This is a genomic window from Candidatus Methylomirabilota bacterium (assembly GCA_035315345.1).
Classification (GTDB): Bacteria; Methylomirabilota; Methylomirabilia; order Rokubacteriales; family CSP1-6; genus CAMLFJ01.
In genome coordinates this window covers 1-23,795 of record DATFYA010000136.1, presented here as the reverse complement: position 1 = coordinate 23,795, position 23,795 = coordinate 1, and the positions used below count along the sequence as shown (strand labels likewise).

The following is a 23,795-nucleotide window of genomic DNA, read 5'->3' as shown; positions in this document are numbered from 1 at the left end:
TGTTTCATGCCCACCTACGAGTACGAATGCCCCAAATGCCCACGCGTCTTCGAGGTCAGGCAGCGGATCACAGAGCCTGCGCTCGAGACGTGCGATCGCTGTGGCGGTCCGATCCATCGGCTCCTGTCGGCCGCACCATTCATCCTGAAAGGCGAGGGCTGGTACGTCACGGACTACCCGTCGGACGCGCGGAAGAAGGCCACGAGCACCGAATCGAGCGGGAAGGAAGCGCCGGCGAAGGAAACCTCTTCTGCGAAGGATGGCGGAAGCGCCGAATCCAAGCCGGCGGCGTCATCGGAGAGCAAGTCTAGCACGGACGGCGCCGCGGCCCCCGCATCCTCGACGACCAAGCCCTCCTGACGCCTCGCTCTATGCGCCCCGCGTGACACGCACCGGGGTACCACGCCGAGCCGCCAGGGCGTCGCTCGCGCTACCTCCCCTCACGAAGACCTCGAGCCGACCCGTCGAGCCCACGATGGCCGCGGGAGTGCCGTCGTCTCCCTCGTCGTAGGAGCGCACCAGGCGCAGGGATCGCCCGGACACCTCGAAGACGGCGGAGCCGTGACCGACCAGTGCTTCCAGGCGGACGCCGGGAATCGAGGTGACGAGGTTGCCGAAGCGATCGGCGTCGAGGACCTCGCCGACGAGCCAGCCGCCATCCATCCGACAGCCGGGCAGCGAGAGCCGCACCGGGTCGGTCACGGGCGAACCCAATCGCTCCAGCGGAACCCCGGCTGCCAGGTACGCCGCGGCCGGAGCGAAGATGTCACGTCCATGGAAGGTCTGGCTGACTTCGGGCAGCCGGTATTCCGGCGCGGTGACCGACACCGCGTTCCATTGCGCCCGCCCGAGCGCAAGGGTGAGGAGGCCGTTGTCGGGGCCGACGAGGTACCGGCCATCGGCGCGCACCGCCAGGGCACGCCTCGCCGTCCCGACCCCTGGATCCACCACCGCCAGGTGCACGGTGCCGGGCGGAAAGAACGGCACCGCGGACTCCAGAGCCAGCGCCCCGGCCACGATGTCCTGGGGCGGCAGGTCGTGGGTCAGATCCACGAGCCGGGCGGAAGGGCAGATCGAGAGGATCACGCCCTTCATGATCCCCACGAAGGGATCGCGCAGCCCGAAATCGGTGGTGAGCGTGACGAGAGGCGAGCCCAGAGAGCCGGACTCCGGGCTAGCGGTCCCGGTCGACGACGAAATCCGCGACCAGCACCAGCGTCTCCTTGTCCTCGGAATCCGGAAACGGGCGGAGCGCGGCCTTGGCGCTCTGCGCGTACTGGTGAGCGCGGTCGAGCGCGTACTCGACCCCCGCGTGCTTGACCACCAGCCGCCGGATCTCCTCGATCTCGTCGGGCTCGAGCGCGGGGCGCTTCAACAGGGTCTGGATGCGATCGCGGTCGGCGGGGCCGGCGCGCTCTACGGTGGCGATCAGCGGCAGCGTCCGCTTGCCTTCCTTGAGATCGGCGCCGACCGCCTTGCCGAGCCGTGCCTGGTCGGCGACGAAGTCGAGCGAGTCGTCGCTGATCTGGAATGCGATCCCGATGTCCAGGCCATAGCGGGTCAACCCTTCGATCTGCCCCTCGTCGGCCCGCCCCAGGAGCGCCCCGATGCGGCAACACGCCGACATGAACGATGCGGTCTTCTGCGTGATGATCCGCAGGTAGTCGGCCTCGCCGGTGATTCCGCCGCGCTTGCGCTCGAGCTGGAAGACCTCGGCCTCGGTCATCGACACGGTGGCGCGGGCGAGCGTCTCCAGCACGCGGGCGTCGCCGTCCTGGACCATCAAGGCGAAGGACTTCGAGTAGAGGTGGTCACCCACCAGGATCGAGGCGTCGTCTCCCCAGCGCGCGTTGGCGGACGGCCGGCCGCGACGAAGCGGGGCCTGGTCGACCACGTCGTCGTGGATGAGGGTGGCGGTATGGAGCAGCTCCACGACGCAGCCCATGCGGACCGCGCGCGGCCCCTGATACCCGGCGAGCCGGGCCGCGATGAGGAGCAGGATCGGCCGTAGCCGCTTCCCGCCGGCCCCGGCGATGAACTCGCCCATCTCGTGGATGAGCGGCACGGGCGATTCGATCTCGCGCCCGATGGCCGCCTCGATCGCGCCGAGCTCGGCGCCGATCGCGAGGGCGACACGATCCTTGAGGAGTGCCTCGAGTGGCGTGGGGGCTTTCACCGGGTGAGACAGCGACCCGCTGGTTACCGGAGCACTACCCGGTCCTTGACCTGGACCTGCGCTCCCGCGGCCGCCTTCTGGACCTCGACGACCGAGAACTTGTCCTTCACCTCCACGACCCGCCCGGCGGCCACCTCCTCGTCCAGCTCACCCAGCATCTCGCCGGTGATGGGATGGACGATGGCGATCTTGTCGCGCCTCACGCTCACGTTGGTGCCGACCTTGACGCCGTCGGCCGCAGCCAGGTCGATGATGACGCGAGACGTGTCCACGAACACCACGTAGCCGCGGGTGGCCGGCTGGGCCGGGATCGCGGCGGCCGCGTCGGTCCGGGTGGTGGGCGCCGCCACCACTGCGGCGCTGCGCGAGGTCGGCACCGTCGGTACGGTGTTCTCGAGCTTGTAGGCTCCGCCCTGCCGCGGGCTGACCCGACCACCGCCGGGGGGCGAGCCGTACTTCGATACGATCTCGGGCGACGCCAGGAGCGTCGATTGGCCGAACACGAACGACTTCATGGTCGTGGGGACCTTGTCCTCCTCGACCCAGATGTACTCGGGCTCGCTGGCGATGTCGCAGCACCGCGGGTTCTTGATCAGAAGCCATTTCGGCTCGGTGGCCCGTAAGGACACCGACGGATCGCTCGGACTGGTGAGCCCGGCGTACTCTCGCCAGCTCCGGCCGCCGCAGCCGGAGACCGCGATCAGGATGAGACCCGCGAGGGCGAACCGGTGGCAGCACCGAAGGGTGTTCATGACGACCACCAGCATACCAGAACTGCTGTCTCTACCCGGACTTCCACGTTGGCCGGCTAGTCCGTCGGCACCGGCTCCCACGGGAAGCGCTGCTCGGCGGCACCCTCCGACCGGCTCAGGGCCGCTCTCCGCGAGAAGAGGGCGGTGCCGGTCACCGCGGACACCCAGGTGACGTCGAGATACGTGATGCCGCGCCGCTCGATGAGCACCGGCACCAGCCAGCCGGCCACTTCCAGGCTTCGGCCGGAGGCCTTGGCCTTGGCCGGGCTCACCAGCAGCTCCTCGCTCCGCGTCTTCTGGCCGAGCAGGTACTCCTGCACCGCGGCGGGGTCGGCGACCTGGAAGCGCTTGGTGAGCTCCAGCGCATGCGCCATCATGAACGGCACCCGTCGCAGATCCGCCTTGGCCTTGGTCAGGTCCGTGGCGGGGGCGACCGCGACGCGGATACGGCCCTTCGTGATGCGCACGCCGTCCTCGGGCTGGGGCGGCGGGGTTCGGCTATCCTCGGGCACGAACAGCGCCTCGGAGTACTGGGGGTGCACGCGGAGGATCTGGGCGTAGCCGAGCACGCTCTCGTGTCGGCCCAGCGGCCGTCCGTTCACCGGGTGACGGAAGACATCGCCCTTTCGGTAGACCGAGTACTCCTGACCGGGCTGGACGCCGTCCTTCTCGGCGAGGTCGATGAAGAGACGGTCACCGTCGACCTGGGCCACCATGCCTTCGGCGGGCCGGAACGCGCCGACCACTTCCGGGAGCATGAGCGTGAAGGTCGCGCCGACCTGGTCCGCGGTCCCGGCCGCTGTCGTGGATACCACCCCGAGGACGAATGCGGGCAGGAGCAGTCCGGCCCAGCGCGTCGCCACCTAGAAGACCACCGAGGGCTGGTGCATGCCGAAGACGCGCCTCACGGTGTCGCAGATCTCGCCGAGCGTGACCTGGACCCGCACCGCGGCGAGGATGTGGGGCATCAGGTTGTCGCGACCGCGGGCGGCGCGGTCCACCGCCTCGAGGGCACGCGCCGCCGCCGAGGCGTCACGGTTGCGGCGCAGCTCGCTCAGACGCTCGATGATGGCCTGGCCCACCGCGGGATCCACCTGGAAGAGGTTCCCGGGAGGCGCCTCGTCCATCGCGAACTCGTTGACGCCGACCACCACCCGCTGCTTGCCCTCCACCTCCTGCTGGTAGCGGTAGGCCGCCTCCTGGATCTCGCGCTGCATGAACGGGATCGCGTGCACCGAGCCGCCCATGCCGTCGATCTTGGCGATGTAGGTCTCCGCCTCCTCCTCGATCCGCTTCGTGGCCCGCTCGATGGTGTAGGAGCCGCCGAGCGGATCGACGATGTCGGCCACCCCGGACTCGTGGGCGAGGATCTGCTGGGTGCGGAGCGCGATGCGCACCGCGGCCTCGCTGGGCAGCGACAGCGCCTCGTCCATCGAGTTGGTGTGCAGCGACTGACAGCCGCCCAGCACCGCCGCGAGCGCCTGCACCGCGACCCGCACGATGTTGTTCTCGGGCTGCTGGGCGGTCAGCATGCTGCCCGCGGTCTGGGCGTGGAACCGCAGCATCTGCGACCGCGGGTCCTTCGCGTCGAAGCGGTCTTTCATGATCCGCGCCCACAGTCGCCGGGCGGCCCGGAACTTGGCCACCTCCTCGAGCAGGTTGTTGTGGGCGTTGAAGAAGAAGGAGAGCTGGGGCGCGAACTCGTCGACCTTGAGGCCGGCCTCCTGGGCCGCGGTCACGTAGGCGATGCCGTTGGCCAGGGTGAACGCGACTTCCTGCGCGGCGGTGGAGCCGGCCTCGCGCAGGTGGTAGCCGGAGATCGAGATCGTGTTCCAGCGCGGCACCCGCTCGCGGCAGAACGCGAACATGTCGGTGATCAGCCGCATGGACGGGCCGGGCGGGAAGACGTAGGTGCCGCGCGCGACGTACTCCTTCAGGATGTCGTTCTGGACGGTGCCGGAGAGCCGGTCCGCGGCCACGCCCTGACGCTCGCCCACCGCCATGTACAGGCAGAGCAGGATCGAGGCGGTGGCGTTGATGGTCATCGAGGTGGAGACGCGGTCGAGCGGAATGGCCTCGAAGAGGGCGGCCATGTCCTCGACGCTCGAGATGGCCACGCCGACCTTGCCGACCTCGCTGCGGGCCACCTCGTGATCGGCGTCGTAGCCCATCTGGGTCGGCAGGTCGAAGGCCACGCTGAGCCCGCTCTGGCCCTGCTCGAGCAGGTAGCGGAAGCGGCGATTGGTCTCGCTCGCCGAGCCGAAGCCCGCGTACTGGCGCATCGTCCAGAAGCGGCCGCGGTACATGGTGGGCTGGACCCCGCGCGTGAACGGGAACTCGCCCGGGAAGCCCAGGTCCCGCACGTAGTCCACCGCCGCGGTGTCCGCCGGCGTGTTCAGACCGTCCAGGGGGGCGCCGCTGGAGTCCGCGAAGTTCGCCCGCTCGGGGGAGCGGGCGAGCGAGGGCCGGAGGACGCGCTCCTCCCACGTCCGGCGGGCCTGCTGGAACCGCGCCTGCTCGTCCGGGGTCATAGCGGGATATTGCCGTGCTTCTTCGGCGGGTTCACGTCGCGCTTGGTGTGCAGGACCTCGAGGGCCTGGATGAGCCGCCGGCGGGTATCCCGCGGCTCGATCACCTCGTCGATGTAGCCGCGCTCCGCCGCCGCGTAGGGATTCGCGAACTTCTCGCGGTATTCGCGCACCTTCTCGTCCTTGAGCGCCGCGGGATCGGTCGCCCCGTCCACCTCGCGTCGGTAGAGGATGTTCACCGCGCCGTCCGGGCCCATCACCGCGATCTCGGCGGTGGGAAACGCAAAGTTGACATCACCCCGGATGTGCTTGGACGACATCACACAGTAGGCGCCCCCGTAGGCCTTCCGCGTGATCACGGTGAGCTTCGGCACCGTGGCCTCGCAGAAGGCGAAGAGCAGCTTGGCGCCGTGCTTGATGATACCGCCGAACTCCTGGGCGGTGCCGGGGAGAAAGCCGGGCACGTCCTCGAAGGTCACGATCGGGATGTTGAAGCAGTCGCAGAAGCGCACGAAGCGCGCGCCCTTGAGCGAGGCGTTGATGTCGAGGCAGCCGGCGAGATGGGCGGGCTGGTTGGCCACGATGCCCACCGGCCGTCCTCCGAGGCGTCCGAACCCGATCACGAGGTTCGGCGCGTAGTCGGCGTGGACCTCGAAGAAGTACCGGTCGTCGAGCACCGGCCGCACGATGTCCTTGATGTCGTAGGGTCGGTTCGGCTGGTCGGGCACCACCGTCTGCAGCTCCTCGTCGACCCGATCCACCGGGTCGAGCGAGGGACGGATCGGAGGATCCTCCGCGTTGTTCTGGGGCAGGAACGTGAGCAATTCCCGGATGAGGGCGAGGCATTCCTCCTCGTTCTCGGCCGCGAAGTGGGCGACGCCCGACGTGGCTCCGTGGGTGGAGGCCCCGCCCAGATCCTCGAACGAGACCTCCTCGTGGGTGACCGCCTTGATGACATCGGGGCCGGTCACGAACATGTACGAGCTGTTCTTGACCATGAACACGAAGTCGGTGATGGCGGGCGAGTAGACCGCGCCGCCCGCGCACGGGCCCATGATCGCGGAGATCTGGGGCACCACGCCCGAGGCGAGCGTGTTGCGCAGGAAGATGTCGGCATACCCGGCCAGCGAGACCACGCCCTCCTGGATCCGCGCGCCTCCCGAGTCGTTCAGCCCCACGATCGGGGTGCCGGTCTTCATGGCGAGGTCCATGATCTTGCAGATCTTCCGCGCGTAGGCCTCGGAGAGCGAGCCGCCGAACACCGTGAAGTCCTGCGCGAACACGAAGACCGGCCGGCCGTGGATGCGCCCGGAGCCGGTGACCACCCCGTCGCCCGGGATTCGCTGATCGTCCATCCCGAAATCGTGGCTCTGGTGCACGACCAGGCGATCGATCTCGGCGAAGGAGCCCTTGTCCAGCAACAGCTCGACGCGCTCGCGGGCCGTCTTCTTGCCCGCCTTGTGCTGGCGCGCGATGCGCTCGGCACCGCCGGCAAGGTCGGCCGCCTCGTTGCGGCGCCGGAGCTCGTCGAAGCGATCCTGGAGGGGCATGGCAGGCTACCTGTGGTAGCGGAGTATAGGGGCCGCCGACCGGGAAAGTCAATGAATGCGGGCGCTTCTCGGGCGGTTTCATTGACTTGCCGCATCCCGCCTGCCATACTGACCCTCCGATGAGCCCTCTGGCTGTCGGCGTCATCCTCGCCTGCATGGTGGCGCTCACCGCGGTCGTGATCTCCACGCTGCTCGCGTTCAGGAGGACCGCGCAGCGGGCCGAGAGCGTGCTGGCGGTCGTGGAGCGCGAGATCCGACCGATGGCCGGCGAGCTCGAGCGCCTGACCGCGGAGCTGCAGAAGCTCTCGCACAAGGCCAACGACAGCATCGATCGGATCGGGAACGTCGTGGACCGGGTGGAGGACATCTCGGTCGCGGTCGCGCGAGTCGCCACCGCGGTCGGCGGGCTGACCCGCGTCGGGCAGTACGCGGGCCTCGCGGTCGGCCTCAAGCGCGGCGTCGAGGCCTTCCTCGACCGGATCAAGGATCGGCGACACTGACCAGAGGACCGGATCGACAACACGAGCCACAAAGGAGAACAAGACCATGAGTGAAGAGCGCGGAATCGACGCGGCGGGTTATCTCGGCTGGTTCTTCCTCGGGGCCATCGCGGGCGCGGCCACCGCCGTCCTGCTCACTCCCAAGACCGGACGCGAGGCGCGCGAGCTGCTCGCCGAGCACGGCGGTGATCTCTTCAAGCGGGCCCAGGACGCGGCGGGCCAGGCGCAGAATCGGGCCGGCGATCTCTTCGAGCGCGGCCGCGAGTACTTCGAGGAGCAGGCGCAACGGCTGAGCTCTGCCTTCGAGGCGGGCCGCTCCGCGATGAAGGACGAGATCACTCGGGGTCGGTCCACCAGCAACTAGAACCGATCCCCGCGAATGGCCGAGGTCGAGCTACCCAATCCCGAAGAGCTGCACGAGCACTCGGTCAGTCACTTCAGCCGGCGGGTCGCGCTGGTCACGGCCATCTTCGCGGTGGTCCTGGCCATCGCGGCCCTCGGCGGCAACCACGCGATGAAGGAGATGCTGCTCGCCCAGCAGCAGTCCTCCGATCAGTGGGCCTTCTACCAGGCCAAGGTCATCCGCGAGCACCTCTACCGCGGCCAGAAGCTGCGCCTCGAGGCCGAGCTCGCCGAGCGCGACGCCACCATGAAGCCGGAAGCGCGGCGGAAGCTCGAGGCGCTCCTGGCCAAGCTCGATGAGGAGGAGCAGCGCTACGGCGCCGAGAAGAAGGACATCGAGAAGGAGGCCAAGAAGCTCGAGAACGTGCGCGACTCGTACCAGGCCCGCGATCCCTACTTCCTGATCGCGGAGGCACTCCTGCAGATCGCGATCGTGATGTCGTCGGTGTCGATCCTGGCGCGCTCGCGCCTGATCTTCTCGTTCAGCCTGGTGGTCGCGGTGGTGGGCGCGGTGCTCACCGCCAACGGGTACTGGAGCTTCTTCGAGCTGTCCTTCCTGCACGGCGGTCATCACTGACGCGCCGCCGCTCCACTGACGCGCCGCCGCTCCGAGCCGGGGGGTTCGCCCCGGGCCCGCGCGTTAGCGCCGGAAGTCGGCCCGGGTCGGCAGCAGCCGGTCGGCGATCAGGTTGCGCATCATCTCCACCGTCCCGCCGCCGATCGCGAACATGCGGGCGTCGCGCACCATCCGCTCCACCGGCAGGCCGCGCCCGTACCCGGCCGCGCCGTGGATCTGCAGCGCCTGGCCCGTCACCTCCTGCGCCGTCTCGGCCGCGAAGGTCTTGGCCTTGGCCGCCTCCAGCGCGTCGGGGAAGCCGGAGCCCGCATTCACCGCGGCCCGATGGATGAGCAGACGGGCCGCGTCCAGGCGGATCGCCATGTCGGCCAGCTTCCAGCGGATGCCCTGGAAGTCACCGATGGCCCGGCCGAACTGGCGGCGCCGGCCCGCGTAGTCCAGCGCCAGCTCGTACGCCCCCTGCGCGAGCCCGAGCGCGACGGTGGCCGCGCCCAGGCGCTGGCCGTTGTAGGCCTGCATGAGCTTCTTGAATCCGTCGCCGGGCCCCACGAGCACCTGATCTTTGCCCACGTGGCAGCGCTCGAAGTGGAGTCGGCCCTCCGGGATGCCGCGCAATCCCATGGTCCGGTCCCGCTCTCCGATGCGAAAGCCCGGCGTGTCTCGCTCGACCAGGATGCCCCCGATGCCGCCGGCTCCGGGAGCACCGCTCATTCGGCAGTACACGAGATAGAGCCGCGAGGTACCGGCGCCGGTGATCCACCGCTTCTCCCCGGTGAGCGCGTAGCCCTCCGGAGATTCGTCGGCGCGGGTCGCCAGATCGGTCGCGGCGGAGCCGGCCTCCGGCTCGGTGATCGCGATGGCCGGCTTGTCGCCCTCCAGCACCCAGGGAAAGTACCGGCGCTTCTGCGTCTCGCTGCCGTAGGCGGCCAGCGCGCCCACCACACCGAGGCTTCCCTCGACCACGATCCGGGCGGTCACGCCGCACACGCGGGCGATCTCCTCGACGACCAGGAGCACCTCGAGGATGGACGCGCCCGGTCCGCCGTACTGCTTCGGGATGGTGAGCCCCATGAAGCCGGCGCTCACCAGGTCCTTGACGTTGTCCCAGGGATACTCCTCGTCGGCGTCCCAGCGCGCGGCCCGGGCGCGGAAGACCTGATCGGCCAGCTCGCGCGCGGAGCGCCGCAGCGTTTCCTGCGCGGGGGTCAGCGTGAAGTCCATGGTCTCGGCCTCCCCTCACCCTGCCCGCTCCCCGGTGGGGAGAGGGAGACTGGCGAGAGATCGCTAGATGTGGATCGGATGGCCGAGGGCGGCGAGCGTCGCCTCGAGGGCCGCCTCGGAGAGCGTGGGGTGGGCGTGGATGGTGTGGACGATCTCCTCCAGCGTGGCCTCGAGCGTCCGTCCCACCGCGAACTCGTGGATCAGCTCGGTGGCCTCGGGGCCGACGATGTGCACGCCGAGCAGCTCGCCGGTGGTCTTGTCCGCCACCACCTTGATGAAGCCGTCGGTCTCGCCCAGCGCCACCGCCTTCCCGCTGGCGGTGAACGGGAACTTCCCCACCGCGATCTCGCGCCCGCCCGCGCGCGCGGTGGCCTCCGAGACGCCGATCGAGGCCACCTGCGGCCGGCAATAGGTGCACGACGGCACGTTGCCGTAGTCCACCGGCCGTGGGCTCTGGCCCGCGATCGCCTCCGCGGCCACCACGCCCTCGGCCATGGCCTTGTGCGCGAGCATCTGGTGGCCGGCCATGTCCCCGATGGCGTAGAGGCCCTTCACCGACGTCTCCATGGCGGCCGACACCGTCACGAAGCCCCGCTCGGTGGCGACCGAGAGCGCCTCGAGCCCGAGTCCCTTCGTTCGCGCGGCGCGTCCCACCGCCATCAGCACCTGATCCGCCTGGACGGTGTCGGTCTTGCCCTCGGCCTCCACCGCCACCGCGATCCCGGAGGCGCCCGGCGTCACCGACTTCACCTTCGCGCCGGTGCGGATGGCGATGTCCCGACGGGAGAAGAGACGGGTGATGAGGGCCGAGACTTCCTCGTCCTCGACCGGCAGCACGCGCGGCAACGCCTCCAGCACGGTGACCTTCACCCCGTACGTGGCGTAGACGTCGGCGAACTCGATGCCCACCGCGCCCGCCCCGATGATCACGAGCGAGCCGGGCCGGCCCTCGTTGGTGACCGCGCCGGTGGACGAGATGATCCGCTTCTCGTCGATGGTGACGCCGGGTAGCGACCGGGGCTCGGATCCGGTGGCGAGAATGACCGCCCGGCGGGCTTCGAGGGTGTGGGCGCCGTCCGCGCCGCCGGTGACCTCGACCCCCTTCGCGCTCGTGAGCGCGCCCCGGCCCCGGAATAGGGTGATCTTGTTCTTGCGGAAGAGGAACTCGACGCCCTTGGCCATGCGGTCGGCGACTCGGCGCGAGCGCTGCACCGCCTGGGCGTAGTCCGCCTTCCAGTCGTTCACCGCGATCCCGAACTCCGCGGCCCGCTCGAAGAGGTGCACGACCTCGGCATTGCGGAGCAGCGACTTGGTCGGGATGCAGCCCCAGTTGAGACAGACGCCGCCCGGACGGTCGTCCTCCACGGTGGCCACCGAGAGACCGAGCTGGGCGCAGCGGATGGCCGACACGTAGCCGCCCGGACCGGTGCCCACCACCACGACGTCGAACGCCTGCGCGGCCATCGTCTAGACCAGCAGCCGCAGCGGCTCTTCGAGCAGCCGCTTGACGTCCTGCAGGAACCGGGCGCCCATCGCCCCGTCCATCACCCGGTGGTCGCACGAGATCGTCACCTTCATCCGCCGCCCGACGCGGATCTCGCCCTCGGCCACCACCGGCGTCTGCCGCACCGAGCTCACCGCCAGGATCGCGCCCTCGGGCGGGTTGATGATGGCCGAGAACTCCTCGACGTCGTACATGCCGAGGTTGGAGATCGAGAACGTGGCCCCGGACATTTCTTGCGCCCGGAGCTTGCCGCCGCGCGCGCGCTCGGCCAGATCGCGCGACTCGACCGCGATGCGGCCGAGCGGCTTGACGTCGCAGTCCCGGAGCACCGGCGTGATCAGCCCCTGCTCCAGCGCGACCGCCAGGCCGATGTGGGCGCGATGGTGCACCCGGATGGCCTGGCCGTTGAGCTGGGCGTTGACCCCCGGATTCTTCCGCAGGGCCAGCGCGGTGGCCTTGACCACCATGTCGGTGACCGAGATCTTCGGCTGCCCCTCGAGCGAGTTGAGCTGCTCGCGCAGCTTCCACGCCGCGTCCATGTCCACCTCGGAGGTGACGTAGAAGTGGGGCACCGGCGCCTTCGACATCGGCATGCGCTTGGCGATGGCCGCGCGCATCGGCGTCATCGCCACGTCCTCGAACTCGGCCTCGGGCCGCGGCGGAACGACGAAGGCCGCGGCGTCCGGGCGACTCGGCGCGGCCGCGGGGCGCAAGACGCCCGCCGCGGCGGCCGGACGCGGGGCGGCCTGCGCGGCCTCGACGTCGCGACGGATGATGCGCCCCCCCGGCCCCGTGCCCTGGATCAGCCGGAGGTCCACGCCGGTCTGTCCGGCGATCTTGCGGGCGAGCGGCGAGGCCTTGACGCGTCCGTCCGCGGGCTGGACGGTCGCGGCCGCCGCGGGAGCCATCGGCACCACCTGCGTGGTCGCCGGCACCGACTGATAGCTCTCCATGGCCGGCAGCGGGCCGGTGGCGGCAGCGGGCGCCGCCGGCCGGCCGGCGGCCGGCGCGTTGGCGGTGGCCGGGGGCGCCGCGGCCGGCTTCGGCGCAGCCGGCTTCGGCGCGGCGGCGAGATTCGCGATGTCGTCGGAGGGATCCGCGATGACCCCGATCAAGTCGCCGACCGGAACGGAGTCCCCCTCGGGAACCACGATCTTCCGGAGCACACCCGAGCCGAACGCCTCGATCTCCACGTTGGCCTTGTCGGTCTCGATCTCGGCGATGACGTCGCCGCCCTTGACCGTGTCGCCCTCCTTGCGGAGCCACTTGATGACCTTGCCGGTCTCCATGGCGTCCGACAGCTTGGGCATCAAGACCTTGGTGATCATGCGTTGCACACCCGGCGGATCGCCTCGGCGATCTTGGCCTTCGACGGAGTCTTGAGCAGCTCCAGGTTCTTGGCGTAGGGCATCGGCGCGTTCTCGCCGGTCACCCGCTCGACCGGCGCGTCCAGGTCGTCGAAGGCCTCCTCCTGGATCTCGGCCGCGATCTCCGAGCCCATGCCCGCAAAGCCGGCGCCCGCTTCGAGCACCACGGCCCGGTGCGTCTTGCGCACCGACCCGATGATGGTCTCGGTGTCCATCGGCCGCAGCGTCCGCGGGTCGACGATCTCCATCGAGATCCCTTCCTTGGCCAGCTCCTCGGCCACCTCGAGGGCGCGGTAGAGCATGCCCATGTAGGCCACCACCGTCACGTCCGTGCCCTCGCGTCGGATCACCGCCTGCCCGAGGGGGATCAGGAAGTCGGGATCGTCGGGAACCTCGCCCTTCACCGCGTACAGCGTCTCGGCCTCGATGAAGATCACCGGGTTGTCGTCGCGGATCGCCGACTTGAGCAGCCCCTTGGCGTCGGCGGGCGTGGAGGGGCGCACCACCTTGAGGCCCGGGACGTGGTAGAAGTACGTCTCCATCGACTGCGAGTGCTGCGCCGCGAGCTGAGCGGCCGGCCCGCCCGGCCCGCGAACAACCAGCGGAATATTGTACTGGCCGCCGGACATGTAGCAGATCTTCGCGGCCGAGTTCACGATCTGATCGAGAGCGAGGATCGAGAAGTTGAAGGTCATCATCTCGATCACCGGCCGCAGCCCGAGCATCGCGGCGCCGACGCCGACCCCGGTAAACCCCGATTCACAGATCGGGGTGTCGATGATCCGCTTGTCGCCGAACTCCTTGAGCAGCCCCTGGGTGACCTTGTAGGCGCCGTCGTAGAGGCCGACCTCCTCGCCCATCAGGAACACGCGGGGGTCCCGCCGCATCTCCTCGCGGAGCGCCACGTTGAGGGCCTCGCGATAGGTCATGACCGCCATGGCGTCAGTCCTTGTAGACGTCCGTGAACAACTCTTCGGGCGACGGCTCGGGCGAGGCGTCGGCGAAGGCCACCGCCTCGTCGGCCAGGTCGTTCACCGCCTTCTCCACGTTCCGGACGTCGGCCTCGCTGAGCACGCCGTCCTTCAGGCAGCGGTCGGTGAAGAGCGCGATCGGATCGCGAAGCTTCTCCCGCTCGACCTCCTCCTTGGTGCGGTACACCGCCCCGGCCGGATCCCGCATGGAATGCCCGCGGAAGCGGTAGGTGCGCGCCTCCACCAGGGTCGGGATCTTCTCCCGGCGTGCCCGCTCCACCGCCCGGCCCACCACCTCGCGCACCGCCAGCACGTCCATGCCGTCCACCGCCTCGCCCGGGATCCCGTAGGTCTCGGCGAAGCGCCAGATCTCGGTCTGGGCGAGCGCCCGGTGGATGGCGGTGCCCATCGCGTAGCGGTTGTTCTCGCAGATGAAGATCACCGGCAGCTTCCAGAGCGCGGCCAGGTTCATCGACTCGTGGAACTCGCCCTGGGGCACCGCCCCGTCGCCGAAGTAGCACAGCACGACCTGGTCGCCGCCCTGGTACCTGATCGCGAAGCCGGCGCCCGCGGCCAGCGGCAGGTGCGCGCCCACGATGCCGTGGCCGCCCAGGAAGTTCACGCTCTTGTCGAACAGGTGCATCGACCCGCCCTTGCCCTTGGAGAGCCCGTCGATGCGACCGAACAGCTCGGCCATGACCCGGCGCGGGTCCGATCCCTTGGCCAGGCAGTGGCCGTGCTCCCGATACGACGAGACCGCGTAGTCGTCCGGGCGAAGGATCGACGTCGCGCCGACCGCCACCGCCTCCTGCCCGATGTAGAGGTGCAGGAAGCCGCCGATCTTCCCGAGCGCGTACATCTCGGCCGCCTTCTCCTCGAAGCGCCGAATCAGGGCCATCTGGGTGAGGAGCCGCCGGGCCAGCTCGGCATCGAGCCGGGTCGGCGGAGTCGCCGTCTTGGTCTGGGCCATCTGCTGTCTCCTTGCTACCGCCTGACTATCCACGCAGCGTGCTGAGCTCGTCGACCGAGAGGCGCCGGCGGAGGCGGAAGATCGCCACGATGATCGCCAGGCCCACCGCCACCTCGGCGGCGGCCACGCACATCACGAAGAAGACGAGCGCCTGTCCCTCGATGGTGCCGTGCCGCTGTCCGAGCGCGACCAGCGCCAGGTTGGCCGCGTTGAGCATGAGCTCGATCGACATGAAGATCACGAGCGGATCGCGCCGGATCAGAACCCCCAGCACGCCCATGCTGAACAGCACCGCCGAGAGCGCGACGTAGTACGACTCGGGAACCATGCTACGCCCGCCGCTTCGTCAGGGCCATCACTCCCACGATGGCGGCCAGGAGGAGCACCGAGGTCACCTCGAACGGAAACAAATAGTCGGTGAAGAGCACCCGTCCGACCGCATCCGCCCCCCCGGGCAGCGGCGGCTTCACCGCGCCCCGGAAGGTGGCCGAGCCGAGCACGAGGGCCAGGAGGATCAGGAGCGCCGCCACCGCCGGAATCGTGAGCAGGCGCTGGCCGCGCAGCGGGTCCGGGCCCGTCTCCACCTTGCCCGGGATCAGGACCATGATCGCGAAGACGAACAGCACCGCGATGGCCCCCGCATAGATGATGACCTGCACCGCAGCCAGGAACTCCGCGCGCAGGGTCAGGAACAGGGCCGCGATGGTGCCGAGGTTGACCACCAGGAACAGCGCGCTGTGGATCGGGTTGCGCCGCAGCAGCAACCCGGCTGCCGAGCCGACCGCGAGCGCGGCCAGCACGAAGAAGGTGACCAGGCTCACGATGGCCTCCGCAACGGGGGCATCGGTATCGGGGAGGTCGGCACCCCGTGGGGGCCCGCCGGCTCCAGGGCCAGCAGCGTCTCCTTCGTGTAGATCATGCTGCGGCGGTCGTAGGCCGAGAACTCGAGGATGCCGGTGTCCATGCGGATGGCGTCCTCGGGGCAGGCCTCGACGCAGTAGCCGCAGAACACGCACTTGCCGAGATCGATGTCGAACCGCTGGGGCACCTTCTCGATCTCGGGGTTCGGGTGCTCGGCGGCCACGATGTAGATGCAGTGGGCCGGGCACACCGTCTCGCACATCATGCACGCCACGCAGCGGGGTGAGCCGTCCTCGCGCCGGACCAGCCGGTGCAGGCTGCGCAGGCGTGGAGAATAGGGCCGCCGCTCGTCCGGGTACTGGATGGTGACCGCGCCGCGGGCGCTCTTCACCCGGAAGACCACCCGCAGGGTGTGGCGCCACATGTTGCCGAAGAAGTGCACCGCGGTGAGCGCGAGACCCGCCAGCACCTCGACCACGTAGAAGCGCTGCCGGAGGCTCAGCCGGCTCGAGTGACGCGGATCGGCGGGCGTGTTGGTGGTCTGGTAGGACGTCACCGCTCAGGCCTTCCCCACCGTCAGCAGGACGACGGCGGTGATCAGGATGTTGAGCACCGACAGCGGGAAGAGGGCCAGCCACCCCAGGCGCATCGCCTGATCGTAGCGGAAGCGCGGCAGCGTCCAGCGGATGAGCATCAGGAACCAGATCATCACCGCGACCTTGGTCAGGAATGCGCCCACCTGCAAGGCCACGACGGCCAGGTGCGGCAGGTCGAGGGTGGCGCCCCACGGGAACACGAAACCGGTCGGCTGCAGATACGGCACCTGCCAGCCGCCCAGGAACAGGGCGGTGGTCATGCCCGCGATCACCACCGTCTCGAGGAAGTCGGCCATCGCGAACATGCCGAACTTCATCCCGCTGTACTCGACGAAGTAGCCGATGATCTCCGACTCGCCTTCCGGCGTGTCGAAGGGAATGCGCTTGGTCGAGGCGATGCCCGCGGTCAGGAAGAGCACGAAGGCCAGCGGCTGGGTGAGCACGCCCCACGCCGGGATCCAGGCGCCGAAGTATTGCGGCAGCAGCGGCTGTCCCTGGCCCCGCGCGATGTCCTGCATGTTCAGCGAGCCGTAGACCATGACCACGCCCATGATCGAGGCCCCGATCGCGATCTCGGCCGAGATCATGAGGGCAGCCGCCCGCTGCCCGCCGAGCAGCGCGTAGTTGTTGGCCGACGCCCAGCCCGCCATCATGAGCCCGTAGATGCCCATCGAGATCATGGCCAGGACGTAGAGGATACCCACGTTGAGGGTGACCGCCTGCAGCTGGATCTCGCGCCCCATGATCCGCAGGGTGTCGCCGAACGGGATCGACGCGAAGGCGGCCAGGCCGAAGAACACCGACACGAACGGGGCCAGCTTGAACATCAGCCGGTCCGCGTGGGCGGGCGTGAAGTCCTCCTTGGTCAGCATCTTCAGCGCGTCGGCCAGCGGGTGGAGCAGCCCCAGGATGCGGATCCGAAGCCCCAGAATTGAGATCGACGCCCGGTTGGCCCCGATACGGTCCTGCATGATCGCCGACTGCTTGCGCTCCACCCAGGTGAGCAGGCCGCCGAAGTTCAACACCACGAACATGACGAACCCGACCGGAATCGCCTGCAGCAGCAGGTCCAGCGCGAGGCCGCTCATCAGGCCTTCGCGACGAGGCCCGCGTCCGCGAGCCCGCGATAGGTCATGCCCGAGAAGGCCGGCACCTGGCCCGACAGGCTCGCAAACACCTGCTCGGCGCGCGTGGCCGCGAAGGCCGGATCGGCGCCGCTCAGCGCGCGGCCCAGGCGGCCCAGGCTCTGCCAGTCGGCCATCGCCTCCCCCAGCGGCTCGACGACGGTGCGGAACCGCTGCACGCGCCCCTGGAAGTTCGTGAAGGTGCCTTCGCGCTCGACGTAGGCCGCGCTCGGCAGGACCAGATGCGCGCCCGCGCTGGTGGCGTTGGCGTTGGTCCCCTGGAACACGACCATCTCCGCCCCGGAGAGGGCGGCGGTCACGTCGGCGGCGGACAGCGCCGAGTCGAAGAGGTCGTGCTGGAAGATCCACAACAGCTTGATCCGCCCCTGCCGGGCGCCCTCGAGGATCGTGGCGGCCTCGGCCTGGCCGAGCCCGATCAGCTCGGCACCCCGCGTATTGGGGTTCTTGTCGGCGCGGATCAGGAAATCGTCCTGGTCCCCCGGGGCCTGCGGCGGGACGCGGTGATCCACCGCCCGCACCCCGAGGTGGCTCGCGATCCGCTGCAGGGCGAACAGATCTTCGTTGGACATCTTCGGGGAAGCCAGGATGCCGATCTCCTCGGGCCGGTAGCGCTTGAGCGCGGCGGCCATGGCGGCCAGCGAGTCGTCCCAGCCGATCGCGACGTCACGGCCGCCCTCGCGCCGGACCGGAGTCAGCAGCCGGGTGTCGTCATCGATCCAGCGGAAGCCGTAGCGGCCTTCGTCGCAGATCCACCACTGGTTGACCTCGGCGTTGTGGCGCGGCTTGATGCGCGCGATCCGCCGGCCCTCGTTGTGATGCAGGCGCCGGCGGCTGGTGTGGACCTCGACGTTGCAACCCCGCGCACAACCGTTGCAGATCGAGCGCGCGGTGTCGAGATACCACACCCGCACCTGGAAGCGGAAGTCTCGGTCGGTGAGCGCCCCCACCGGGCAGATGTCGATCACGTTACCCGAGTACTTGTTCTCGAGCGTCTTGCCCGGGAACAGGCCGATCTCGGAGTGGTCGCCGCGGTTGAAGATGCCGAGCTCGCCGGTGTGGGTGATCTCGTCGCAGAAGCGCACGCAGCGCGAGCAGAGGATGCAGCGCTCCGCGTCCAGGATCACGTGGGGGCCGAGCGGCACCGCCTTGGGCTTGTGAACCTTCTCGTCCACCATGCGCGGGTCGTAGAGCCCGTGGCGCATGTAGTAGATCTGCAGCCAGCACTCCCCCGCCTGGTCGCACACCGGACAGTCCAGGGGGTGGTTGACGAGGTGGAACTCCATGATCGACTTGCGCGTCTCGAGAATCCGCTCGGTGCGGGTGTGGACGACCATCCCGTCGGCGGCCTGGGTGTTGCAGCCGATCTGGGGCCGTGGGTTCTTCTCGATGTCCACCATGCACAGCCGGCACTGGCCCGCGATGCTGAGCCCCGGGTGATAGCAGTAGTGGGGCACCTCCGCGCCAACCTGGCGAGCCGCCTCGATGAGATTGGTGCCCGGGGCGACCTCGATCTCCTTGCCGTCGATCGTCAGCTTGGGCATGTGGGCTCATTGTCACGGGGGATCAGGGCCTCGAACTCCTCGCGGAACTTCTCGATGTAGCTCACGTAGGGGCCGACCGCCCCGTCGTAGAAGGCGCAGATGGTGGTGCCGGCCCCGCGCTTGGAGACGTCGACGATCGTGTCGAGGTCCTCCTTGCGGCCCTTCCCCTCCACGATCCGCTCGCTCATCTTGTAGATCCAGCCGGTGGACTCGCGGCACGGCGTGCACTGCCCGCACGACTCGTGGGCGTAGAAGCGCGCCAGAACCATCAGGGCCTCGGGAATGGACACGGTCTCGTCCATGACGATGACCCCGGCGGACCCGATCATGGTGCCGGCCGCCTTGAGGCCGTCGGCATCCATCGTGACGTCGATCTCGTCGGCGGTGAGGATCGGGGCCGAGCCGCCGCCGGGCACCACCGCCTTGAGGCGATGACCGGGGCGGATGCCGCCGCAGTGGTCGTGGATCAGGGAGCGCAGCGTGACCGACACCGGCGCCTCCACCACGCCCGGCTTCACCACGTGGCCCGACACCGAGTAGAGCCTGGTTCCGCCCTGGGTCTTGGTCCCGAGCCCCGCGAACCACGCCGCCCCCCGGTTGATGATGTGCGGCACCGCGGCGATCGTTTCCACGTTGTTCACGATGGTGGGATGCCCGAAGGCGCCCTTCACCGCCGGGAACGGGGGCTTGATCTTGGGCCAGCCCTTCTTGCCTTCGAGCGAGGAGAGGAGCCCGGTCTCCTCGCCGCAGATGTAGGCGCCGGCCCCCCGATGCACCACGATGTCGAAGTCGAAGCCCGAGCCCTGGATGTTCTGGCCGAGCAGCCCGGCCTCGTAGGCTTCCTTCACCGCCCCGCTGAAGACACGCCAGGGCTGCACGTACTCGCCGCGGATGTAGACGAAGCCTCGGTGCGAATCGATGGCGCGGGCCGCGATGATCATGCCCTCGATCAGGGCGTGGGGATCGCGCTCGAGCAGGTAGCGATCCTTGAAGGTGCCCGGCTCCCCCTCGTCGGCGTTGATCACGAGATACTTCGGGTCCGTCGAGCCCTTCGGGATGAAGCTCCACTTCATCCCGGTCGGGAAGGCGGCGCCCCCGAGTCCGCGAAGGTTCGACTTCTTCACCTCCTCGGTGATCGCGGCCGGCTCCATCGCGAGCGCCTTGGGCAGCGCGGTGTAGCCGCCGGTCTCGCGGTAGACCGCGAGGGTGTGCGAGTTCGGCCGATCGAAGTTGCGGGTGAAGACCTTCTCGGCCATCAGCGCAGTCCCTCGAGGATGTGGTCGACCTTCTCGGGGGTGAGCAGCCCCTCGTAACGGTCGTCCACCTGCATCATCGGAGCCTGCTCGCACGCGCAGAGACACTCCACCGTGAGGAGGGTGACCCGGCCATCGGCGGTCGTCTCCCCCACCGCCACGCCGAGGCGCTGGCTGAGGTGCTGGACGATGGCCTTGGAGCCCATCAGATGGCAGGAGAGGTTGTGGCAGACCGAGACCACGTGGCGGCCCGGCGGCTGCTGGAAGAACAGGGTGTAGAAGGTCACGACCTCGTGGACGTGAGCCGCCGACAGGTCGAACAGACCGGCCACGTACTCCTCGACCTCGAGCGACACGTAGCCGAAGGTTTCCTGGGCCAGTCGCAGCACCGGGAGGAGCGCGCCGCGCTTGTCCGGGTAGAGTCCCTGCAGCCGCCGCACCTCGGCGAGCTGGTCGGAATTGAACTCTGGACGCCTGGCGTCGGCCATGAGATTAGCGGTCGAGCTCGCCACCGATCATGTTGACCGAGCCGAAGGTGGGGATGATGTCGGCGACCATCTCGCCCTCGATCATCTTCGGCAGCGCGGCCACCGGAGGCAGGCAGGGCGGGCGGCAATGGACGCGATAGGGCCGGTCGCTGCCGTCCGACACCACGTAGAATCCCAGCTCCCCGTTGGCGCCCTCGACGGCGTAGTAGGCCTCGCCGGCGGGCGGGCGGATCCCGTAGCCCTCCATGACCAGCATGAAGTGGTTCATGAGGCCTTCGATCGAGCCGTAGGCGTCCGACTTGGGGGGGAGGACCACGCGCTTGTCCTGAGTGTTGACGCGATCGTGGGCGCTCCGATCCTGGCCCAGCAGGTTCGGGGACAGCTTGATCGGGAGGAGCAGCAGGCCCTCGGTCTTGCCTTGCTTGCCCAGGTCCACGTAGGTGGCCGGATCGATGGCGCGGCCTTCCCAGTCCACCTGGATGGCTCCGCCTGGCAGCCCGTCGAGCGCCTGCTCGGCGATCCGCATGGACTGCTCCATCTCGGCCATGCGGACCAGATAGCGGTCGAAGTTGTCGCCGTTCTTGCCGAGCGCGATCTCGAACGGGATCCGGTCGTAGGCCCAGTAGGGCTGCGCCTTGCGCAGGTCGAAGGGCACGCCGGCGGCACGCAACAGCGGACCGGTGATGCCCCACGCGATGGTGTCCTCCTTCGAGAGCGCGCCGACGCCGACCAGCCGGTCCATGAAGATCCGGTTGCCGGTGATGAGGGTGTGGACCTCCTGCAGGACCTCTCTGGTCTCCGCGAACGCCTTCTTGACCTTCAGGTCGAAGCCGGTCGGCAGGTCCGCCTTCACGCCGCCGACCCGCCCGTAGGAGATGGTGAGCCGGGCGCCGGTGACGTCCTCCACCAGCTCCCACAAGAACTCGCGGGCCTTGATCATGTAGAGGAAGACGGTGAAGGCCCCGACCTCCATCGCCCCCGCGCCCACGCAGGTGAGGTGGTCGCAGATCCGGGAGATCTCGCTCATGATGACCCGGATGTACTTGCAGCGGTCGGTGATCTCGATGCCGAGCAGCTTCTCGATCGCCGAGCTGTAGCCGAAATTGTTGATGAGCGGGGAGACGTAGTTCAGCCGGTCCGTGTACGGAATCGCGTTGTTGTACGGGCCCGCCTCGCAGTCCTTCTCGAAGGCCCGGTGGAGATAGCCGATCTCCACGTCGGCCTTCACCACCGTCTCGCCGTCCAGCTCCGCGAAGATCCGCACGATGCCGTGCATCGCGGGATGCGCCGGCCCCATGTTGACGTAGAGGTGCTGGCTGCCGCTGCTACTGCCGGCGGTGGCGCCCTCGCTCAGGAACAGCTCTCTCGTGTCGGCCATCACGACCCTGGGCCCTCTTTCCAGTGCGCTCGGCTCGCCTTCGGCTGCACCTCGCCCCGGCGCGCTTCCGCGCGCCCCTTCCTCGTATTTGCTCGGCTCGCCTTCGGCTGCACCTCGCCCTACACCTTCGGCCCGATCAGGGGCTGGCGGCGGTTGATCGGGTAGTCCTTCCGCAGCGGGTGGCCCTCGAACTCTTCGTACATCAGCAAGCGGCGCAGGTCCGGGTGGCCGTCGAAGCGGATGCCGAACATGTCCCACGCTTCGCGCTCCAGCCAGTTGGCGATCGGCCAGAGTCCGCAGGCGGTCGGGATCACCGCGTCGTCTTGCTCGAGCGGCACCTTGAGCCGGATCCGGTGGTTGTGAGCGACCGAATACAGATGATAGATGACCTCGAAGCGAGGCCCGTCCTCCCGGCCCGGGAAGCGCAGGTAGTCCACCGCGGTGATGTCCACGAGCAGGTCGAATCCCAGCGCGGCGTCGTTGCGGCACAGCGCGAGCCCGGCCGAGATGCCCTCGCGCGAGATGACCGCGGTGTGGTCGCCCCGGTAGTCGTGGGTCGCGAGTGCGCGGTCACCCAGGTGCTCGCGCAGGCGAGCGAGAATGGCGGCTCCGTCCATGGAGGCGAGCGATCCGCTCAGAAGCGCTGGGTGCCCGCCGCGATCTTGTCCTGGAGCTTCATCAAGCCGTCGATGACGCTTTCGGGACGCGGGGGGCAGCCGGGAATGTAGACGTCCACGGGAATGATGGTGTCGATCCCCTGGACCGTCGCGTAGTTGTCGTAGAACCCTCCCGTGCAGGTGCAGACGCCGAAGGCGACCACCCACTTGGGCTCGCACATCTGGTCGTAGATTCGCTTGAGCACCGGCGCCATCTTGTGACTGATCGTGCCGACGACGAAGAGCACGTCCGCCTGGCGGGGCGAGAAGCGCGGCAGCCCGGCCCCGAAGCGGTCGACGTCGTAGTGCGAGCACGCCGTCGCCATGTACTCCATGCCGCAGCACGCGGTGACGAACGGGTACTGGAAGATGGAATACTTCCGAGCCCAGCCGATGGCCTCATCCAGCTTGGAGGTGAAGAAGGTTCCTACTCCCATTCGAGCCCTCGCTTCTTCCAGATGTAGAGGAACCCGAGCATCAGGATGCCCAGGAAGACGATCATCTCCACGAAGCCGAACCAGCCCAGATGCCGGAACATCGCCGCCCAGGGCCAGACGAACACCAGCTCAATGTCGAACAGGATGAAGAAGATCGCGATGGTGGAGAACTTGATGGCGAACCGGCCCTCCGGGAGCATGACCGGATCCTTGCCGCACTCGAACGGCGCCTGCTTGACCGCGCTGATGCGCTTGGGCGCGATGAGGCCCGGGATGCCGAGCAGGGCGCCCGCCACCACCGCCGAGACCGCGAAGACCATCAGGATGGAGACGTAGTCCATTTACTTATCCGCTCGGCTCGCCTGCGGCTGCGTCACGTGATCGGTCTGCCGCTTGGCGTGATAGGAGGAGCGGACCAGCGGCCCCGACTCCACGTGGGCGAATCCCATCTCCCGGCCGCGCTCCGCGAGCTCCGCGAACTCGTCCGGGTGGTAGAAGCGCGCGACCGGCAGGTGCTTCGCGGAGGGCCGGAGGTATTGCCCGAGGGTGAGGATGGCCACGTCCGCCGCGCGGAGGTCGGCCATGGTGGCCAGCAGCTCCTCCCGCTCCTCGCCGAGCCCCAGGATGATGCCCGACTTCGTCACCAGCGACGGGGCGACCCGGCGCGCGTGACGAAACAGCTCGAGCGTCCGCTCGTAGCGGCCGCCGTGGCGGGCGACCTTGTAGAGCCGCGGCACCGTCTCGGTGTTGTGGTTGAGCACATCGGGCCCCGCCTCGATGACGGTCTCGAGCGCGGCCGCGCTGCCCTGGAAGTCCGGGATGAGGAGCTCGATCCGGCAGGGCGGCGCGTGCCGGCGGATTGCTCGGGTGGTCGTGGCGAAATGGGCGGCGCCGCCGTCGGCGAGGTCGTCGCGATTCACCG

The 23,795-nt window shown here is 69.0% G+C and carries 27 protein-coding genes; 4 read left to right on the top strand and 23 right to left on the bottom strand.

Going from position 1 to position 23,795, the window contains the following annotated elements; all coding sequences use genetic code 11:
• The first annotated feature begins 6 nt into the window (after positions 1-6).
• Positions 7-360 carry an FmdB family zinc ribbon protein gene (locus VKN16_18530; GenBank protein HME96209.1) on the top strand — a complete coding sequence of 118 codons (354 nt, stop codon included), beginning with the start codon at positions 7-9 and terminating at the stop codon, positions 358-360.
• A 9-nt stretch (positions 361-369) separates the two neighbouring features.
• Here VKN16_18530 and VKN16_18525 read toward each other — a convergent pair whose 3' ends face one another.
• Genes VKN16_18525 through VKN16_18500 form a run of 6 tightly spaced genes read right to left on the bottom strand, consistent with a single transcriptional unit; the run spans position 370 to position 7,006 of the window.
• Entirely contained in the window at positions 370-1,158 is a 789-nt protein-coding gene (locus VKN16_18525) for an SAM-dependent chlorinase/fluorinase (protein ID HME96208.1), read from the bottom strand.
• Between the two features lie 16 nt (positions 1,159-1,174).
• Positions 1,175-2,176, bottom strand: a complete 1,002-nt coding sequence (locus VKN16_18520) for a polyprenyl synthetase family protein (GenBank protein ID HME96207.1) — start codon at positions 2,174-2,176, stop codon at positions 1,175-1,177.
• Between the two features lie 23 nt (positions 2,177-2,199).
• Entirely contained in the window at positions 2,200-2,928 is a 729-nt protein-coding gene (locus VKN16_18515) for a FlgT C-terminal domain-containing protein (GenBank protein HME96206.1), read from the bottom strand.
• A gap of 56 nt (positions 2,929-2,984) precedes the next feature.
• Entirely contained in the window at positions 2,985-3,791 is an 807-nt protein-coding gene (locus VKN16_18510; protein ID HME96205.1) for a hypothetical protein, read from the bottom strand.
• Entirely contained in the window at positions 3,792-5,459 is a 1,668-nt protein-coding gene (locus tag VKN16_18505) for a methylmalonyl-CoA mutase family protein (GenBank protein HME96204.1), read from the bottom strand.
• A complete protein-coding gene (locus VKN16_18500; GenBank protein HME96203.1) occupies positions 5,456-7,006 on the bottom strand; it encodes an acyl-CoA carboxylase subunit beta in 1,551 nt (516 codons plus the stop codon). The genes VKN16_18505 and VKN16_18500 overlap by 4 nt, the downstream gene beginning before the upstream one ends.
• Before the next feature lie 119 nt (positions 7,007-7,125).
• On the opposite strand from VKN16_18500, the gene VKN16_18495 reads away from it, so the two are divergent.
• From VKN16_18495 to VKN16_18485, 3 genes are read left to right on the top strand one after another with little or no spacing between them, the layout of a single operon-like run.
• Complete coding sequence (locus tag VKN16_18495) at positions 7,126-7,506, top strand: DUF948 domain-containing protein (GenBank protein HME96202.1); 381 nt, start codon at positions 7,126-7,128, stop codon at positions 7,504-7,506.
• 46 nt (positions 7,507-7,552) lie between these two features.
• Positions 7,553-7,870: a YtxH domain-containing protein gene (locus tag VKN16_18490; GenBank protein HME96201.1), complete on the top strand. Its 318-nt coding sequence runs from the start codon at positions 7,553-7,555 to the stop codon at positions 7,868-7,870.
• Between the two features lie 15 nt (positions 7,871-7,885).
• Positions 7,886-8,485 carry a DUF4337 domain-containing protein gene (locus VKN16_18485; protein ID HME96200.1) on the top strand — a complete coding sequence of 200 codons (600 nt, stop codon included), beginning with the start codon at positions 7,886-7,888 and terminating at the stop codon, positions 8,483-8,485.
• A 63-nt stretch (positions 8,486-8,548) separates the two neighbouring features.
• On the opposite strand, the gene VKN16_18480 is transcribed toward VKN16_18485, so the two are convergent.
• The 17 genes from VKN16_18480 to VKN16_18400 form a co-directional block, all read right to left on the bottom strand.
• Positions 8,549-9,706 (bottom strand): acyl-CoA dehydrogenase family protein, encoded by a 1,158-nt coding sequence (locus tag VKN16_18480; protein HME96199.1) that lies wholly within the window; start codon positions 9,704-9,706, stop codon positions 8,549-8,551.
• Positions 9,707-9,769: 63 nt separating this feature from the next.
• Positions 9,770-11,170 (bottom strand): dihydrolipoyl dehydrogenase, encoded by a 1,401-nt coding sequence (gene lpdA / locus VKN16_18475; protein HME96198.1) that lies wholly within the window; start codon positions 11,168-11,170, stop codon positions 9,770-9,772.
• A 3-nt stretch (positions 11,171-11,173) separates the two neighbouring features.
• Positions 11,174-12,538 (bottom strand): dihydrolipoamide acetyltransferase family protein, encoded by a 1,365-nt coding sequence (locus tag VKN16_18470; protein ID HME96197.1) that lies wholly within the window; start codon positions 12,536-12,538, stop codon positions 11,174-11,176.
• Complete coding sequence (locus VKN16_18465; GenBank protein HME96196.1) at positions 12,535-13,515, bottom strand: pyruvate dehydrogenase complex E1 component subunit beta; 981 nt, start codon at positions 13,513-13,515, stop codon at positions 12,535-12,537. Before VKN16_18465 ends, VKN16_18470 begins: the two co-directional genes overlap by 4 nt.
• 4 nt (positions 13,516-13,519) lie before the next feature.
• Positions 13,520-14,518 (bottom strand): pyruvate dehydrogenase (acetyl-transferring) E1 component subunit alpha, encoded by a 999-nt coding sequence (gene pdhA, locus VKN16_18460; GenBank protein HME96195.1) that lies wholly within the window; start codon positions 14,516-14,518, stop codon positions 13,520-13,522.
• A gap of 25 nt (positions 14,519-14,543) precedes the next feature.
• Positions 14,544-14,846 (bottom strand): NADH-quinone oxidoreductase subunit NuoK, encoded by a 303-nt coding sequence (gene nuoK / locus VKN16_18455; protein HME96194.1) that lies wholly within the window; start codon positions 14,844-14,846, stop codon positions 14,544-14,546.
• Between the two features lies 1 nt (position 14,847).
• Complete coding sequence (locus VKN16_18450; protein ID HME96193.1) at positions 14,848-15,339, bottom strand: NADH-quinone oxidoreductase subunit J; 492 nt, start codon at positions 15,337-15,339, stop codon at positions 14,848-14,850.
• Positions 15,336-15,935: an NADH-quinone oxidoreductase subunit I gene (locus VKN16_18445; GenBank protein ID HME96192.1), complete on the bottom strand. Its 600-nt coding sequence runs from the start codon at positions 15,933-15,935 to the stop codon at positions 15,336-15,338. Before VKN16_18445 ends, VKN16_18450 begins: the two co-directional genes overlap by 4 nt.
• Before the next feature lie 3 nt (positions 15,936-15,938).
• Complete coding sequence (locus tag VKN16_18440) at positions 15,939-17,063, bottom strand: complex I subunit 1 family protein (protein HME96191.1); 1,125 nt, start codon at positions 17,061-17,063, stop codon at positions 15,939-15,941.
• Positions 17,063-18,661 carry a molybdopterin-dependent oxidoreductase gene (locus tag VKN16_18435; GenBank protein HME96190.1) on the bottom strand — a complete coding sequence of 533 codons (1,599 nt, stop codon included), beginning with the start codon at positions 18,659-18,661 and terminating at the stop codon, positions 17,063-17,065. Before VKN16_18435 ends, VKN16_18440 begins: the two co-directional genes overlap by 1 nt.
• Positions 18,649-19,917 carry an NADH-quinone oxidoreductase subunit NuoF gene (gene nuoF, locus VKN16_18430; GenBank protein ID HME96189.1) on the bottom strand — a complete coding sequence of 423 codons (1,269 nt, stop codon included), beginning with the start codon at positions 19,915-19,917 and terminating at the stop codon, positions 18,649-18,651. Before nuoF ends, VKN16_18435 begins: the two co-directional genes overlap by 13 nt.
• A complete protein-coding gene (nuoE, locus tag VKN16_18425) occupies positions 19,917-20,402 on the bottom strand; it encodes an NADH-quinone oxidoreductase subunit NuoE (GenBank protein ID HME96188.1) in 486 nt (161 codons plus the stop codon). The genes nuoF and nuoE overlap by 1 nt, the downstream gene beginning before the upstream one ends.
• Positions 20,403-20,406: 4 nt before the next feature.
• On the bottom strand, positions 20,407-21,780 hold the full coding sequence (locus VKN16_18420) for an NADH-quinone oxidoreductase subunit D (protein HME96187.1): 1,374 nt from the start codon (positions 21,778-21,780) through the stop codon (positions 20,407-20,409).
• A 119-nt stretch (positions 21,781-21,899) separates the two neighbouring features.
• Entirely contained in the window at positions 21,900-22,397 is a 498-nt protein-coding gene (locus VKN16_18415) for an NADH-quinone oxidoreductase subunit C (GenBank protein ID HME96186.1), read from the bottom strand.
• A 17-nt stretch (positions 22,398-22,414) separates the two neighbouring features.
• Positions 22,415-22,873: an NADH-quinone oxidoreductase subunit B gene (locus tag VKN16_18410; GenBank protein ID HME96185.1), complete on the bottom strand. Its 459-nt coding sequence runs from the start codon at positions 22,871-22,873 to the stop codon at positions 22,415-22,417.
• Positions 22,864-23,214 carry an NADH-quinone oxidoreductase subunit A gene (ndhC, locus tag VKN16_18405; GenBank protein ID HME96184.1) on the bottom strand — a complete coding sequence of 117 codons (351 nt, stop codon included), beginning with the start codon at positions 23,212-23,214 and terminating at the stop codon, positions 22,864-22,866. Before ndhC ends, VKN16_18410 begins: the two co-directional genes overlap by 10 nt.
• A partial coding sequence (locus VKN16_18400; protein HME96183.1) for a lipoyl synthase occupies positions 23,215-23,795 on the bottom strand: 581 nt, incomplete at its 5' end. It abuts the gene before it with no gap.

Coding starts and splice junctions, on each gene's coding strand:
- pdhA (HME96195.1), bottom strand. CDS start 14,518: ATGGCCCAGACCAAGACGGCGACTCCGCCGACCCGGCTCGATGCCGAG.
- VKN16_18415 (HME96186.1), bottom strand. CDS start 22,397: ATGGACGGAGCCGCCATTCTCGCTCGCCTGCGCGAGCACCTGGGTGAC.
- nuoK (HME96194.1), bottom strand. CDS start 14,846: ATGGTTCCCGAGTCGTACTACGTCGCGCTCTCGGCGGTGCTGTTCAGC.
- lpdA (HME96198.1), bottom strand. CDS start 11,170: ATGGCCGCGCAGGCGTTCGACGTCGTGGTGGTGGGCACCGGTCCGGGC.
- VKN16_18505 (HME96204.1), bottom strand. CDS start 5,459: ATGACCCCGGACGAGCAGGCGCGGTTCCAGCAGGCCCGCCGGACGTGG.
- ndhC (HME96184.1), bottom strand. CDS start 23,214: ATGGACTACGTCTCCATCCTGATGGTCTTCGCGGTCTCGGCGGTGGTG.
- VKN16_18485 (HME96200.1), top strand. CDS start 7,886: ATGGCCGAGGTCGAGCTACCCAATCCCGAAGAGCTGCACGAGCACTCG.
- VKN16_18530 (HME96209.1), top strand. CDS start 7: ATGCCCACCTACGAGTACGAATGCCCCAAATGCCCACGCGTCTTCGAG.
- VKN16_18480 (HME96199.1), bottom strand. CDS start 9,706: ATGGACTTCACGCTGACCCCCGCGCAGGAAACGCTGCGGCGCTCCGCG.
- VKN16_18465 (HME96196.1), bottom strand. CDS start 13,515: ATGGCGGTCATGACCTATCGCGAGGCCCTCAACGTGGCGCTCCGCGAG.
- VKN16_18515 (HME96206.1), bottom strand. CDS start 2,928: ATGAACACCCTTCGGTGCTGCCACCGGTTCGCCCTCGCGGGTCTCATC.
- VKN16_18500 (HME96203.1), bottom strand. CDS start 7,006: ATGCCCCTCCAGGATCGCTTCGACGAGCTCCGGCGCCGCAACGAGGCG.
- VKN16_18410 (HME96185.1), bottom strand. CDS start 22,873: ATGGGAGTAGGAACCTTCTTCACCTCCAAGCTGGATGAGGCCATCGGC.
- VKN16_18470 (HME96197.1), bottom strand. CDS start 12,538: ATGATCACCAAGGTCTTGATGCCCAAGCTGTCGGACGCCATGGAGACC.
- VKN16_18495 (HME96202.1), top strand. CDS start 7,126: ATGAGCCCTCTGGCTGTCGGCGTCATCCTCGCCTGCATGGTGGCGCTC.
- nuoE (HME96188.1), bottom strand. CDS start 20,402: ATGGCCGACGCCAGGCGTCCAGAGTTCAATTCCGACCAGCTCGCCGAG.
- VKN16_18435 (HME96190.1), bottom strand. CDS start 18,661: ATGCCCAAGCTGACGATCGACGGCAAGGAGATCGAGGTCGCCCCGGGC.
- VKN16_18440 (HME96191.1), bottom strand. CDS start 17,063: ATGAGCGGCCTCGCGCTGGACCTGCTGCTGCAGGCGATTCCGGTCGGG.
- VKN16_18420 (HME96187.1), bottom strand. CDS start 21,780: ATGGCCGACACGAGAGAGCTGTTCCTGAGCGAGGGCGCCACCGCCGGC.
- nuoF (HME96189.1), bottom strand. CDS start 19,917: ATGGCCGAGAAGGTCTTCACCCGCAACTTCGATCGGCCGAACTCGCAC.
- VKN16_18490 (HME96201.1), top strand. CDS start 7,553: ATGAGTGAAGAGCGCGGAATCGACGCGGCGGGTTATCTCGGCTGGTTC.